The organism is Corynebacterium sp. NML130628, assembly GCF_001875665.1.
GTDB lineage: Bacteria > Actinomycetota > Actinomycetes > Mycobacteriales > Mycobacteriaceae > Corynebacterium.
Genome location: NZ_MLAL01000036.1, coordinates 40,861 through 54,908 on the forward strand (window position 1 = coordinate 40,861; position 14,048 = coordinate 54,908).

Consider the following 14,048-nt stretch of genomic DNA (forward strand, 5'->3'; position numbering starts at 1 on the left):
GAAAGTGAAGAGGTATCGCATAGTTTGCGATGCCTCTTTTTCTATCTTGACCTGGCGATTTGTGCAGTATTGGGCTTTATGGTTATAGTAGTCATCGTTGTTCAGAGCGAGCAAGGCAAAACGAAAGAAATAGTTTAGTCTTGTAAGCGAAGAAAAACAATGGCCTATGGTGTAATTGGCAACACAACGGTTTCTGGTACCGTCATTCTTGGTTCGAGTCCAGGTAGGCCAGCTGCGGAACTTCGGTTCTGTGTCCTAATGCCCCGTTCGTCTAGCGGCCTAGGACGTCGCCCTCTCACGGCGGTAACACGGGTTCAAATCCCGTACGGGGTACAAGTAACAGCCAGTGCACTGCACTGGCTGTTTTGTTTTGTTCCCCCAGATCCGGACCTCAGTTGAAGCGGAGGCCAGCTCGGCCCGTAACAACCCGCTGTCGTCGATCTTCACCGGCGAGCCTTCGAGGTCAGGGTCAAGTGCACTCGATGCAGCAAGCGTATCGTTGGCGGCACTCAGCCTGAGTTCTGGGTGCCACTGCTTGCCATTCCCGCCGCGGTGTTGGTTGCACTGGGCAGGGGAGAGCTTGGGTCATCGATGTACCAGCTGTATCCGGGAAGCTCCACTGGATCGTCTAGGGGAGATGAATCAGCGACGTTTCCGCCGCATGATGTGGCGCCTGCTGAGCTGCGGTCGATGCACCAGATTGAAGGGGGCTTGTGGGAGCTCACGGTGTGGTCGCCGTCGATGCAGCGGGAGGTGGTTAATGATGTGCTGCTGCCGAGTGGCACCGCGCCTCGGCCAACGTTCTACCTCATGATGGGGGCCGACGGTGCTGGAGGCGGCTACAGCTGGGCTAATTCTTCGGACTACCAAGCGTTCTTTGCTGGAAAGCACGTCAATGTGGTTACGCCGAAGGGATCGGTGTCTTCAATGCAGGCTGACTGGTACCGAGAGGATCCGGCTACAGGTACGAACAAGTGGCTCACCTACATGGCTCGTGAGTTACCTCCACTTATCGACGCCCACTTCCACGGCAACGGCCACGATGCCATCGCTGGTATTTCGATGTCTGGCGGCCCCGCGCTGGACATCGCCGCGAATGCTCCGGATCGGTTCGTGGCTGCCGCGTCTTATTCAGGCTGCCCGGCGACGACAGGTGTGCTGGGAGGCATGTATACTTCGTCAGGGGTGACAATGAATAAGGGGAACCCCGTGAACATGTGGGCGACGTCGTCGAACAGGGCGTGGTGGCGCCACTCGCCAATTCTTAACCTGGAGCGACTACGCGGGACCGCGCTGTGGCTGGGGGCTGCACAGGGCGTGCCCGGTGTGATTGACGAGGAGGCATCGTCAAAGAGACTCGGGGCACCCATGGTGATCGAAGCAACATCGTATGCGTGCTCGAAGTACTTCGCTGAGACGGCGCAGCAGCAGGGCCTTAACGTGACGTGGCATGAAATCGTCGAGGGAACGCATACGTGGGGAGTATTCGAGCACATGCTGCGAGCGTCATGGCCAACTATCGGAAGCGCGTTACGGGAAAGTGGTGCGTGGCCTGCAGATTTGGAGAGTTTATAGGGCGGCGTTTATTGTTAACGGGTCGCAAAAGCGAGCGCGCCCCGTTCGTCTAGCGGCCTAGGACGTCGCCCTCTCACGGCGGTAACACGGGTTCAAATCCCGTACGGGGTACAACTGGCAGCCAGTGGAAACACTGGCTGCCTTTTCTTTTTCAATGTTTCAAAGGTGTGCAGTTTACAGGGTTTGTGATTCGCGTACCATCGGAGGCTACAACCAAAGATGAAAGGAACGTGAACATAGAATGAGAAAAACACAGTATGCCGTGCTTGCGGCGGTAGGTGCCAGCGCTTTAGTACTAGCAGGGTGCTCAGAGGCAGAGACGGACGCTCCATCGACTTCAACAGAGGCGGCTGCGACGAGTGAGGTGCACTGGGGGTACGAGGGCGACGGCTCGCCGGAGCATTGGGGCGATCTATCTGCTGAGTTCGAGGCATGTGGCACTGGGCAAGAGCAGAGCCCAATTAATTTGAGCGATGCTACCCCTGAAGACTTGGCAGACGTAGAGTTTGCATATGCTGCCAGCGCGGGTGAAGTCCTCAATAACGGGCACACGTTGCAGTACACGCCGTCGAACACGCAGAAGGTAACGCTTGACGGTGAAGAACTGGAGCTCGCACAGCTGCACATGCACACGCCTGCGGAGCACGAGGTGGACGGGAAGCAGCTTCCTGGAGAGATCCACTTTGTACACAAGAATGCGGCCGGTGAGATTACAGTCCTTGGGGTTTTGTTGGAGGAAGGCGCACCGAACGAGCTGGTGCAGTACCTGCTTGATAATGCGCCAGAGACTGTGGGCGCCTCGCATATCTCTCAAGAGGAGGTCAACATTGCGGACGCCCTTCCAGCATCACATGAGTACATCACGTATGCAGGCTCTTTGACGACGCCACCTTGTTCTGAGAACGTTCGCTGGATCGTGATGACGCAGCCAGTAACTGCCTCCGCTGAGCAGCTGCAAGCATTTGAGTCGCTTATCGGCAAGAATGCTCGCCCTGTTCAGAACCAAAATGGTCGTGAGCTCACGTTGGACGCTACGAGCTAACAACTCGGCAATGGGGAGTACGCTGGTCATGTGCTGATTACAGTGTTGCTCTCCATTACGTTTGCGTGCGGGCTGATCATCGCAGCCCTGCATGTGTTGAACCGCCAGTTCATTGCCCCGGTGTATGACGTGTGGTTGAACTTGGCGGCGTTTGGTGCGGCCACGACGTCGAACACATTGTTACATCAGCCGGTGCCGGCGTTCCTGTCGGGCTGCGCTGTCGTCGCTTGGGTGTATCTCGGCATGAGAACGGTGAAAGCCAAGCGCGCGGGACTCGTTGCGGGTGGACAGCGACGCCAGCGGGTAGAGGCTACCGTAGTGCCTCGGTGAGCTGCTGAGCAGCCTTATGGAGCTCGGCGCCCCACTTTTTGATCGGGGTTGGAACGAGGCGTTCGGCCGGTCCAGAAACGGAAAGTACAGCGATGACTGATCCGTTCGGGCTGGTGATGGGCGCGGACAGGCTTGCAAGACCGACTTCGCGTTCGGCGATGGACTCGGCTAGGCCAGTGGCGCGAATCTCTTTGAGGTCGTCGGCGGGGAACGGGGAGGCGTCGATAAGTGAGTGGGCGGCGAACACTCGGGCGGCAGAACCTGCAGTGAGCGAGAGCTGCGAACCTACGGGAACCGTGTAGGTGAGGCCGCTCTCGGGCTTTTCCGCCGCGATGCAGGTGCGGGTATCGCCGCTGAGTTTGTAGAGCTGCACCGACTCACCGGTGGACTCCACTAGGTCACGCATGATTGGCGCAGCCGCAGAGAGCAAACGGGGGGAGGAATGTCCGGAGAAGTGGGAGAGCGCGCGGCCAATTGTCCACTGTCCGTCCTCTGTCCGTGCGAGCACGTTGTGAACCTCAAGCGCGGTGGCTATACGGTGCGTTGTTGCGCGGGGAAGGCCGGTTGCTTCGCTGAGCTCGGCGAGAGTTTTGTCGCCACCGGCGACCGCTCGTACGATTGAAATCGAGCGATCGAGCACTTTAATTCCAGAGTCTTCGCTATACTGTCTCACGTCATGGATTCTACCATCCCACCCGGTGGGAGGTAGTTGCGACTGTTGAGGAGGAGCAAGATGAGCCAAAAGCCATTAACGCTGGCGGAAAAAGTATGGCGTGACCACGTGGTCACCCGTGGAGAAAACGGTCAGCCTGACCTTCTCTACATTGATTTCCAACTCTTGCATGAGGTGACGTCGCCACAGGCGTTTGATGGTTTGCGCCTCAATGGGCGTCGTATGCGTCACCCCGAGCTGCACCTCGCTACGGAAGACCACAACGTGCCGACCACGGGCATCGTTTCTGGCGAGCTGGCAGAAATCAGCGACCCGACCTCGCGCACCCAGGTCTCGACGCTGCGGAAGAACTGCGAAGAGTTCGGCGTTGTGCTGCACGAGATGGGTGATGAGGAACAGGGTATCGTCCACACGGTCGGTCCCCAGCTTGGTATTAGCCAGCCCGGCATGACCATTGTGTGCGGTGACTCGCATACGTCGACACACGGTGCGTTTGGCTCGATCGCGATGGGTATCGGTACCTCCGAAGTTGAGCACGTGATGGCGACCCAAACGCTGCCGCTGGCACCGTTCAAGACGATGGCGGTTGAGGTCAGCGGAACGCTGCAGCCTGGGGTGAGTGCGAAAGATTTAATTCTGGCGATCATCGCCAAGATTGGAACTGGCGGCGGCCAGGGACACATCATCGAATACCGTGGCGAAGCTATCCGGCAGCTGTCCATGGAAGCGCGCATGACCATCTGCAACATGTCGATCGAAGCAGGCGCCCGTGCCGGAATGGTGGCTCCCGATGAGACGACGTTTGAGTATGTTAAGGGACGTCCATACGCACCGAAGGGCAAGGACTGGGACGACGCGGTGGCGTACTGGAAGACGCTGTCAACCGACCCCGGCGCGACATTCGACACCGTCGTAGAGATCGACGCCTCGACGCTGACTCCGTTCGTTACTTGGGGTACCAACCCTGGCCAGGGGTTGCCGTTGAGCGCTTCCGTTCCTGACCCGGAGGACTTTGGGGACGACAGTGCGAAGCAGGCGGCAGAAAAGGCGTTGCGGTACATGGACCTGACCCCAGGTACGCCACTGCGTGACATCAGTATCGATACCGTGTTCCTCGGTTCGTGCACGAACGCACGCATTGAGGACCTGCGTGCCGCTGCGGAGATCGTCCGTGGCCGCACGATTGCGGAGGGCACCCGAATGTTGGTGGTCCCGTCCTCTGCCAAGGTCAAGCAACAGGCGGAGGACGAAGGTTTGCACACGATCTTTGAGGAGTTTGGCGCAGAGTGGCGTACCGCAGGTTGCTCGATGTGCTTGGGGATGAACCCCGATCAACTTGCACCTGGAGAGCGCAGTGCTTCGACATCGAACCGAAACTTCGAAGGTCGCCAAGGACCTGGGGGCCGGACGCACCTTGTGTCGCCTGCGGTGGCTGCGGCGACCGCGGTGCTCGGTCACCTCGCCGCGCCTGCAGACATTCCATCAACGGCCAACGCACAGTAGTCAGGAGCTGAACAACGATCATGGAAAAATTTACAACCCACAGTGGCGTCGCAGTTCCGTTGACGCGGTCGAATGTAGACACCGACCAGATCATCCCCGCCCGCTACCTCAAGCGAGTGACCCGGACAGGGTTTGAGGACGGCCTGTTTTCCAACTGGCGCACCAACGAACCTGACTTCGTACTGAACAACGAAGCATTCAAGGATGGCTCGGTGCTGTTCGCCGGGCCAGACTTCGGCACAGGTTCCTCCCGCGAACACGCAGTATGGGCGTTGCAGGACTACGGATTCCGGGCAGTATTTAGCCCACGGTTCGCTGATATCTTCCGTGGCAACGCGGGCAAGGCTGGCCTGTTGGCCGGCATTATGTCGGAATCGGACATCGAGCTGATCTGGAAGCAGCTTGAACAGGCTCCAGGCACAATCGCTACTGTTTCACTGCCGGATCGCACCGTCACCGTCGGGGAGAACACTTACTCTTTCGACGTTGACGACTACACGCGTTGGCGTCTGAGCGAAGGCCTCGATGATATCGGGCTGACGCTGCGAAATGAGCAGGCGATCGAGGACTACGAACAGCAGCGTCGCCCGTTTTATCCGGCTACTTCTCCTCGCTAGGAGGGGTGCCGAGGCGCTCAAGAGCCGAAGGTGCGAACGTCGACAAGAAGTCGCGGACTGACGTCGTGATGCCGTGGATAGCGGAGGAGACGTGGTCCGCGAACTGCTGGTCGCTGTACTTCCAGAAACCCGGCATAACATAGGCAACGCCCAGAGCGGAGACATTGCGCTTCTCATCCTTCATGGCGACGAGCGATGGGAAAGCATGGGTGTTGTTGTAGTCCTCGCACCAGGTCAACACTTCGTCGAATCTGCTCACATCGACGTCGTCGACGGAGACCGTAGAGACAAAGTGGAGACTGGAGTCGACGAGCTTCATCTCGAAGCCGATGCCGGTAAAAGCCGTGATGAGAGAGTTGTACTGTGTAGGTTCCCGATACTCCCAACCACGCTTGTCAAACAGTTTGCGAAGACGGTCAAGACTTAAAGGCTGTAGCTGCTGCATTTACTGCTCCTTCTCCTGCTTGTACGGGTGCTTGTCCTTGATGTGCGCAAAGTTTTCGTCGAGCGCTTCCACCGCATAGTGCATGACCGAGAAGTAAAACTGCAGCATTGACTGTAGCTGCTCGTCGCTGAAGCCATCAGAGGAGAAAAACGGCGCCTCAAACAAGGCAACGAGCCCGCCGTCCTCGCGCTTGATCGGGTGCGCGCGCAGAAGGGGTAGTGAGCGATTGAGCTCGTTGATGCTCAGGCGAAGATTCTGCTTGTCAGCATTCATTTTCGCAGTTCCAAGCCACTGGCTCGTGATTTTGAAGCCGATCTCCTGGACCTCGAAAAAGCACATGATCGACGGGAACGCGGTTCGAGTCAGACCATCCTCAGAACTGCGGAAATACTGCAGTTCCAGCGCGTCGAGCGCTGCTTCGATTCGTTCTTGAGTAACTGGCTGCAACTGGGCAGTCCTTTCTGTGTAGGCGAAGTGGGCTTAGAGCACCGGGAGAGGCGACGGCATGTAGTCCGCGCCGATGAGCTGCCCATCGTTAAAGGACAGTACCCACACCGATGCTTTCTTTGCCAAGATTGGGGGCTCGATAGGCAGACGGCCATCGGAAGCAAGGGAAGCGATCATTTCTGGGATAACCCCGCCTTGCGCACATATTACGTGGGTGCCGCCTCGCTTGATGACGTTGTCAAATGCTGCGCGGGCGGATTCCGGATTCTCCTGCCACGCGATTTCGCCGAAGGCAGCGTCGACAACTACTTCCTCGTCGAGTGCTTTCCCCAACGGTGCAACTGTCTGTTGGCAGCGCAACGGCTCGGCAGAGTAGAGCGACTCGGGGGCGAAAGCCTTCAGCAGCGGAACAAGCGCTTTCGCTTGGCGTTTCCCCTTCTTGTCGAGCGGTCGTCGACTATCGTCGTGCTTCCAGGCTTCCTTGTAGTTCGCGCGGGCATGGCGCACGTACAGGATTCGGGTATCAGCAGGGGTGGCGAAGCGTTTCGCTGCCTTGAGCAAGACTTCACGGTCAAGCTCGTAGCTCATGAGATCCTTCGCATCTTCGATGTTGAGCCAACGGATCTCATCGACTTCATTGTTTGGCGTGAACTCGCCGCCGACAACCTTGCCGGTCCAGTAGTACACAACCTTCGTGGTGTTCTTGACGGGGTACACCGTTTTGCCAATCAGCTTGCCCAAACGGATTTCGTAGCCGGTTTCTTCCTGAATTTCACGCACAGCGGTGGTGACGAGGAATTCGCCCGGATCGACTTTGCCTTTTGCGAGTGACCAGTCGTCGTAGTGAGGACGGTGAATACACGCGACCTCGATCGTTTCGGGATGCTCGAGATCGCCCCGCCACAGAACAGCACCGGCTGCAAGCGTGGTTTTCTTGAACTCACGTCCCGGGTGCCGGGGAATTTCCTGGTGGCGTCCGGTGATAAACATTTCACCGAATTGATCCTTGTGTTGTTCATGGAGCTTTTTTGAACGTGACATGCCCTCTAATTCTACGCACTTTGCATATTTTCGTTGCAGCGACAGGTCAGCAGCACGGTGGTGGATAATCGGAGCAAAAAGGTGCTAGCGTGAAACGGTTCATGCAGACAGGAATGGCGGTGGCACAAGTGGTAAACGTAGCGGTGATGGGCGCAGGTTCCTGGGGGACAACTTTGGCCAAAGTGTTCGCTGATGCCGGCAACATGGTGCAGTTGTGGGCTCGGAGAGACGAGCTTGCAGAAACCATGCAGGAGACTCGAGAGAATCCGGATTACCTGCCTGGCATTACGCTGCCGGAAGGGATCTTTGCCACCTCTGACGCAGAAGCTGCGCTGCAGGCGGCTGATATCGCCATTTTTGCGGTACCGAGCCAGACCATGCGACAGAACCTGGAAGTGTGGGCCCCGATGCTGCGCTCTGACACCACATTGCTATCGATCTCGAAAGGTATTGAGACCGGTACGTATATGCGCATGTCGGAGATTATTGCGGAGGTCACCGGTGCTGAGGAGAGCCGGATCGCTGTATTGAGCGGGCCGAACCTTTCCCGCGAGATTGCCGAAGAACAGCCCGCGGCCACTGTCATCGCATGTAGTGATATCAATCGCGCGAAGCTTGTCCAGGCTGCGTGCGCTACGCCGTACCTGCGCCCCTACACCAACACTGATGTGGTTGGCTGTGAGATCGGCGGTGCGACGAAAAACGTCATCGCGCTTGCATGTGGCATGGCATCCGGGCAGGGATTGGGGGAGAACACCCTTGCAACGCTGATCACACGAGGATTGGCTGAAAGCACCCGCCTGGGGCAGGAATTAGGTGCCGACGCCCGCACCTTCGCAGGCCTTGCAGGTATGGGTGACTTGGTTGCTACGTGTTCTTCACCGCTGTCTCGTAACCGAACCTTCGGTTCCGCTCTTGGCAAGGGTGCCACGATTGAGGAGGCGAAAGCAGCGACGAAGGGGCAGGTCGCCGAGGGTGTCATTTCCTCGCGGAGCATTTTCCAGCTTGCACAGCGGCATGGGGTGGATATGCCACTGACTCAGGCCGTGTTCGCTGTGTGCCACCAAGGCGTGACGGTGGAGGAGACGATCGCAGCGTTGATGGGTCGGTCGAAAAAGTCAGAGTAGTCACCGGGTAGTGTGGCAGCTGTGATTCGTATTGCAGTAGTCTACGGTGGCCGTTCCACCGAGCATTCAATTTCTTGTATTTCTGCGGGCTCCATCATGTCCCACCTCGACCCTGAGGTGTACGAGGTGTTCCCGGTAGGTATTCGGCGGGATGGCACATGGGTGCGCGGGGACATCGATCCAGTGGGCGGTGAAGCGCTTCCTGAGGTTCGCGACGGGGCCGAGATCGCACTGAGCATTAGTCCTTCACGCCGTGGCCAGTTTACCGATGTTGCTACCGGTGAGGTGCTCGCAAAGGTCGACGTTGTCTTCCCGGTCCTGCACGGCCAATTTGGGGAAGACGGGACCATTCAAGGCCTGTTTGAGCTTTCAGGGATCCCGTATGTGGGACCTGGGGTGCTGGCCTCTGCCTGCGGCATGGACAAGGAGTACACCAAGAAGCTCGCCGCTCTCGCCGGGATTGCGGTGAGCCAGGAGGTCATTGTCCGCGATGGTGAAACGCTGAACAGCGAGGACAAACAACGCCTTGGTCTGCCAGTGTTTGTGAAGCCAGCCAATGGCGGATCCTCGATTGGGGTGTCGAAAGTGACGTCGTGGGAAGATTTCGACGCTGCGCTGCAGCAAGCCTACGAGTGTGACTCGAAAGTGATCATCGAATCAGAGCAAGTGGGCGACGAAGTTGAAGTAGGCGTGTTGGAGTTTCCCGACGGCCGCATCGAGGCTTCCGTTCCGGCAAAGCTCAACGGAACCGATTCTTCGGCAGAAGGCTTCTACGGTTTCGAGACGAAGTACTTGGAAGAAGGAGTCACAGCAACGATCCCCGCGCCATACGACGCCAATGTGATCGAATCGTTGCAAGCACAGGCGATTCAGACGTTTAAGGCCTTGAGCTGCAAGGGGCTCGCCCGCGTGGACTTCTTCGTCACGGAGAAAGGCCCGGTGCTCAACGAGATCAACACCATGCCGGGATTTACCGCAATCTCGATGTACCCGCAGGTTTGGAACGCAAGCGGCGTCAACTACCCAAGCCTGCTGGACATCTTGGTTCGCACCGCATTGCAGTCAGCGAACAAGCCAGCAGCTTAGAACTTACGTTCAGCGACGTGCTCCTCGATGAGCTCGGTCAGCGTGGTGATGACGTCATTGCCTTCGCCCGAGGGCACAAACGCCGCAACGTTGACCACCCGCCCGAGCGCGTACCACGTCGATGACGTGGTCCCCGTGGCTGTGATGGTGTCTTCGAACCAAGGAATCCCGTTAATCTGCTGCAGCGTCGCCCCAGCTGCGTAGTGTTCCGGGTCGTCGACACCGCACCGCAATACAATCGGCTCATGTCCGAGTCGTGTCCAGACGGCCGTCTGCGGGGATACCACTTCGTTTTCTGGGAGCCTTTCGTAACCTTCAGCGAGCGTTTCAGGCAACGCGGCGAGCAACCCCGCGCAGACATTACCTTCCACGGCCTGCGCGTCCGTATGTAGCTCAGACAACGGCGCGGGATTGCGAGGAAGATCGCGTTGCGGAAGCGCACTCACGTCGATCTCGTCGACCGGTGTTGCCGCTCCGCCGAGCCCTTCTGCATCGGTGGTCACCGCGACAGCGGGCCACCGGTCCGCGCTAAACCATGTCACCATTGTTGAGCCTGGGGTGGCGTCGTCAATTCTGATCCACTCTGCACCGTTGTGGGAGGACACCGGTGTGTACTCGGTGTACTGCAGCGGCATTTCCACGCCGCAACGAAGCGTGACGCGCCGGGTTGAGGAGGACTGCCAGGCTGCAGCACCCGCCGGAGCCGGGGTGGCAAGCTCGGCGCGCTTGTGCCCAAGCACCTTGTCAGGAAGGCTGTCCACGAGCGCACTGCACTCGGGGGAATCCGCCTCGGGGGAGGGCAGCTCAGTCATAGCGACAGGCTGTAGTGCCACCTGCTGAAAAAAGTATCGAGCTCCAACAATGACGCCCAAAACAAGCGCCACTGCGAGGCCCAAACTGATGTAGACCGCTGTACGGTTAATCTGAGAATCATGCAACGCGCCAGAGGAATCATTCATGGCGTACCAGTCTACTGAAAGGCGCACTTTGGTGAGTAACGTCGGTTTTCCCACGCACGGCCCGACGCTGCGGGAGGTAGGCGAGCAAGCAACGATTGACGTCATCGTTGGAGCCTCGCCGTCTCCGCTCAATGGTGATGACGCAGCCGTCCTCGAGTCGCATACACCGAACAGTCGGGCGGTCGTGGCAACAGACATGCTCATCGAAGGACAGCATTTTCGCTTTTCGACGACCACTCCCGCTTTGCTGGGACGCAAAGCCATCGTGCAAAACTTCGCTGATATCGAAGCAATGGGCGCGCGCCCCGTCGCGGCGTTACTAGCGCTCTCCGCGCCTCCAGAAACCCCACTCGCAGTAGTCAGCGAGCTTGCACGCGGCATTCATATTGAACTCGAGCGCTATTCCAGCCAACTCGTTGGTGGAGACATCACGCGCGGCGAACAATTCACCGTCTCGATTACTGCGCTTGGCTCACTCGGCGGAAGCCTGCCTCCGCTACGGCTCAGCCAAGCACGCCCGGGACAACGGGTCATCGCACACGGAAAAATCGGACACTCCGCAGCGGGCCTTGCGCTGCTGGAATCAGGCCGAGATATCCCAGAAGAATTCGCGGACATCGTCGATGCTCACCGTTGCCCGCAATTGACCCCTGGACGTGGCGTGGTCGCACGCGCAGCAGGAGCAACTGCCATGACAGACAACTCCGACGGGCTCTTGCACGACCTGGGCGCGATCGCCCGCGCCTCCCAAGTCGGATTCAACATCTCGCGGGCTGCAGTGGCACCGAGCGAACAGCTACGCAAAGTCGGCGACTACCTGGGCGTAGACCCGTGGGACTGGGTGCTCAACGGGGGAGAAGACCACACCCTGCTGGGGACGATCGATGGGTCCGCACCCGTGGGCTACCGCTCGATCGGTACCGTTACACGCAAAACCGGCGTGGAGATCGACGGCGTCGCACACACCGCACGCCATGAATGGGAGCCTTTTTCATGAACCTACCTGTCCATCCTTCCTGGCAAGAACCACTGTCCGAAGTGGAACCCGCCATCCACGCGATGGGAGACTTCCTCCGAAGCGAACCTGCATACCTGCCTGCCGGTAAAGACATCCTCCGTGCGTTTTCGACCCCATTTGAGGACGTACGTGTGCTCATCCTGGGCCAAGACCCATACCCAACACCAGGACACCCCATGGGACTTTCTTTCTCGACGCAGCCAGGCGTCAAACCACCCCGGTCACTGGTCAACATCTACCAAGAACTCAACGACGACCTCGGCATTCTCCCGCGTCCCGACGGAGACTTAACCTCCTGGCAACGCAACGGGGTCATGCTGCTCAACCGAGTGCTGACAGTCCGGCCCGGCGCGCCGGGCTCACATCGCGGCAAGGGATGGGAAGCCGTCACCGCCCATGCGATTGGGCAGCTCGCGCAGCGCGGTACCCCACTCGTTGCGATCCTGTGGGGGAGAGACGCACAGACCGCGAAGCGATTTCTGGGCGACACGCCAACGATTGAGTCCCCGCACCCTTCTCCGTTGTCGGCGCGCCGCGGTTTCTTCGGCTCACGCCCGTTTAGCCGTGCGAACGAAGCCCTTGTCTCCCAGGGTGCTTCGCCTGTCGACTGGGCACTGTAGACTGTTTGACCATGGAAACAGCAACTGCACTCGACGGCCCGCGCCTTTTGTCTTGGGCCCGCCGAGCAGCGGAAGAACTGGAGCGCCGCCGACACGAGATTAACCAACTCAACGTGTTTCCCGTACCCGATGCGGACACTGGTTCAAACATGGCGCAGACAATGGCGGCGGCAGTCGAAGAGGCGTCGAAAAGCTCCGTTGCGCAGTCGATGCAGGAAGTTGCCGAGGCACTCGCTGTGGGCGCCATCCGCGGCGCGCGCGGAAACTCCGGCGTTGTACTGTCCCAAGTGATCCGGGGCGTTGCACAAACTGCCGATGAAGAGGCGCGAAGCGGGCAGTTTATCGCGAACGCGCTCGCGCAGGCTGTAGAGTTCGTCGACCGTGCAATCGCAGAACCCGTGGAGGGCACCGTCATCACGGTGCTTCGGGCAGCGTCGACTGCGGCGACACAGGCACTCGACGAGCACGGGGGAGAAGCGTCTGCTTTGAGCATTGCTGAAACAGCTACGGAAGCAGCGCAAACCGCACTCGCCCGCACGCCCTCGCAACTGGAAGCACTCCGACAAGCAGGTGTCGTCGACGCGGGCGGAACCGGGTTAGTGATCCTCCTGGAATCGCTTGTATACGAGTTAAACGGACAACCATACGAAGCAGAGCAATCAGTTGAACACGTGCACTCGCATACGAGCGGCACAGGAAACCTGGAAGTCATGTTCTTCTTCGAAGGCGACCTCGACGTCCTCGAACAGGAACTCAGCACTATGGGTGATTGCCTTGTGATAGCACGCAATGATGAGCACAGCGGCAAAGTACATATTCACTCCACCGAAGCAGGAGCAGTCATTGAGCAGGCATTCGCGCGCGGTACGGTCACACAGCTGCACCTCGAGGTGCTGCCAGACGAACCGGTAACCCAAACCCCCACCCGCCTTGTGATCGCTGTAACACCTCCCGGATCACTCACCGATCTCTACACCCAGGCAGGAGCAGTCACCGTCGCCCCCAGCGAGCACATCGTCGCCGACATACTTGCCGCCGTCCACAAAACCGCGGCACGCGAAGTCATCCTGCTACCCAACGGGCTGCTCGACCAACGCAGCCTCGCCTCCGTGGAAAAAGCAACCCACGCCTTCGAACAAAACATCACGCTGCTGCCCACAGTCCGGCTCGTGTCAGGCATCGCGGCCCTTGCAGTCCACGATCCAGCCCAACCACTTGCGACCGCAGCGTTCACCATGTCTGAAGCCGCCGGCGAAATGCGCACCGCAGTACTACAGCGAGCCCCCAAATCCGGACTGCTCCAAGGGGGAGCCGTCTCGAAAGGCGACATCATCGCGATGGCACACGGCGAAACTCTCCTGATTGCTGACGACGCGTTAGCCGCCGTCGAAAAGACCTGCAAGCGCCTCCTCGAACCAGGAGGAGAACAAGTTACCGTCCTCTTCGACACCACAACACTCGACGCCGAAGACCTCGCAGCGCTCGAGAACAAGCTCGACGTCGACGTCATCGTCTTCCCCGCAGACGGCCTCGGCGCGGTCGCCGAGATTGGAGTCGAATAAACA

General features: G+C 58.9%; 15 protein-coding genes and 3 tRNA genes. 13 read left to right on the plus strand and 5 right to left on the minus strand.

Annotation, left to right across the window (positions count from 1 at the left end; translation table 11 throughout):
* Window positions 1–160: 160 nt before the first annotated feature.
* From BJP07_RS09015 to BJP07_RS09040, 6 genes are all read left to right on the plus strand, one after another.
* A tRNA-Gln gene (locus BJP07_RS09015) sits at window positions 161–232 on the plus strand.
* Between the two features lie 28 nt (window positions 233–260).
* Window positions 261–333 (plus strand) — tRNA-Glu (locus BJP07_RS09020).
* Window positions 334–525: 192 nt separating this feature from the next.
* Entirely contained in the window at window positions 526–1,575 is a 1,050-nt protein-coding gene (locus tag BJP07_RS09025; protein WP_255365969.1) for an alpha/beta hydrolase family protein, read from the plus strand.
* A 38-nt stretch (window positions 1,576–1,613) separates the two neighbouring features.
* A tRNA-Glu gene (locus tag BJP07_RS09030) sits at window positions 1,614–1,686 on the plus strand.
* 130 nt (window positions 1,687–1,816) lie between these two features.
* The gene (locus BJP07_RS09035) at window positions 1,817–2,617 is read left to right on the plus strand and encodes a carbonic anhydrase (RefSeq protein ID WP_071567149.1); all 801 of its coding nucleotides are present in this window, start codon (window positions 1,817–1,819) and stop codon (window positions 2,615–2,617) included.
* Between the two features lie 30 nt (window positions 2,618–2,647).
* Window positions 2,648–2,947, plus strand: a complete 300-nt coding sequence (locus tag BJP07_RS09040; RefSeq protein WP_071567150.1) for a hypothetical protein — start codon at window positions 2,648–2,650, stop codon at window positions 2,945–2,947.
* On the opposite strand, the gene BJP07_RS09045 is transcribed toward BJP07_RS09040, so the two are convergent.
* Window positions 2,928–3,620, minus strand: a complete 693-nt coding sequence (locus BJP07_RS09045) for an IclR family transcriptional regulator (protein WP_143111767.1) — start codon at window positions 3,618–3,620, stop codon at window positions 2,928–2,930. The two genes, BJP07_RS09040 and BJP07_RS09045, sit on opposite strands and share 20 nt — an antisense overlap.
* A 60-nt stretch (window positions 3,621–3,680) precedes the next feature.
* On the opposite strand from BJP07_RS09045, the gene leuC reads away from it, so the two are divergent.
* Together leuC and leuD are read left to right on the plus strand one after the other, a co-directional pair.
* Window positions 3,681–5,123 (plus strand): 3-isopropylmalate dehydratase large subunit, encoded by a 1,443-nt coding sequence (leuC, locus tag BJP07_RS09050; RefSeq protein WP_071567152.1) that lies wholly within the window; start codon window positions 3,681–3,683, stop codon window positions 5,121–5,123.
* Window positions 5,124–5,143: 20 nt separating this feature from the next.
* Window positions 5,144–5,740, plus strand: a complete 597-nt coding sequence (gene leuD, locus BJP07_RS09055; RefSeq protein WP_071567153.1) for a 3-isopropylmalate dehydratase small subunit — start codon at window positions 5,144–5,146, stop codon at window positions 5,738–5,740.
* On the opposite strand, the gene BJP07_RS09060 is transcribed toward leuD, so the two are convergent.
* The 3 genes from BJP07_RS09060 to BJP07_RS09070 are packed head-to-tail and all read right to left on the minus strand — an operon-like array spanning window position 5,724 to window position 7,673.
* A complete protein-coding gene (locus tag BJP07_RS09060; protein ID WP_071567154.1) occupies window positions 5,724–6,185 on the minus strand; it encodes a hypothetical protein in 462 nt (153 codons plus the stop codon). The genes leuD and BJP07_RS09060 overlap by 17 nt on opposite strands.
* A complete protein-coding gene (locus BJP07_RS09065; protein WP_071567155.1) occupies window positions 6,186–6,632 on the minus strand; it encodes a YbjN domain-containing protein in 447 nt (148 codons plus the stop codon). It lies immediately after the preceding gene.
* Window positions 6,633–6,665: 33 nt separating this feature from the next.
* Entirely contained in the window at window positions 6,666–7,673 is a 1,008-nt protein-coding gene (locus BJP07_RS09070; RefSeq protein WP_071567156.1) for a bifunctional NUDIX hydrolase/histidine phosphatase family protein, read from the minus strand.
* Between the two features lie 113 nt (window positions 7,674–7,786).
* On the opposite strand from BJP07_RS09070, the gene BJP07_RS09075 reads away from it, so the two are divergent.
* Both BJP07_RS09075 and BJP07_RS09080 read left to right on the plus strand, forming a co-directional pair.
* The gene (locus tag BJP07_RS09075) at window positions 7,787–8,800 is read left to right on the plus strand and encodes an NAD(P)H-dependent glycerol-3-phosphate dehydrogenase (RefSeq protein WP_071567157.1); all 1,014 of its coding nucleotides are present in this window, start codon (window positions 7,787–7,789) and stop codon (window positions 8,798–8,800) included.
* Window positions 8,801–8,812: 12 nt separating this feature from the next.
* Complete coding sequence (locus tag BJP07_RS09080; protein WP_255365970.1) at window positions 8,813–9,886, plus strand: D-alanine--D-alanine ligase family protein; 1,074 nt, start codon at window positions 8,813–8,815, stop codon at window positions 9,884–9,886.
* Here the strand turns inward: BJP07_RS09080 and BJP07_RS09085 are convergent.
* The gene (locus BJP07_RS09085) at window positions 9,883–10,845 is read right to left on the minus strand and encodes a DUF3515 domain-containing protein (protein WP_071567158.1); all 963 of its coding nucleotides are present in this window, start codon (window positions 10,843–10,845) and stop codon (window positions 9,883–9,885) included. The two genes, BJP07_RS09080 and BJP07_RS09085, sit on opposite strands and share 4 nt — an antisense overlap.
* A gap of 31 nt (window positions 10,846–10,876) precedes the next feature.
* Between BJP07_RS09085 and BJP07_RS09090 the strand changes: the two genes are divergently transcribed.
* From BJP07_RS09090 to BJP07_RS09100, 3 genes are read left to right on the plus strand one after another with little or no spacing between them, the layout of a single operon-like run.
* Window positions 10,877–11,842 carry a thiamine-phosphate kinase gene (locus BJP07_RS09090; protein WP_083584191.1) on the plus strand — a complete coding sequence of 322 codons (966 nt, stop codon included), beginning with the start codon at window positions 10,877–10,879 and terminating at the stop codon, window positions 11,840–11,842.
* A complete protein-coding gene (locus tag BJP07_RS09095; RefSeq protein WP_071567160.1) occupies window positions 11,839–12,483 on the plus strand; it encodes a uracil-DNA glycosylase in 645 nt (214 codons plus the stop codon). Before BJP07_RS09090 ends, BJP07_RS09095 begins: the two co-directional genes overlap by 4 nt.
* Window positions 12,484–12,494: 11 nt before the next feature.
* Entirely contained in the window at window positions 12,495–14,045 is a 1,551-nt protein-coding gene (locus BJP07_RS09100; RefSeq protein ID WP_071567161.1) for a DAK2 domain-containing protein, read from the plus strand.
* The last annotated feature ends 3 nt before the right edge of the window (window positions 14,046–14,048 follow it).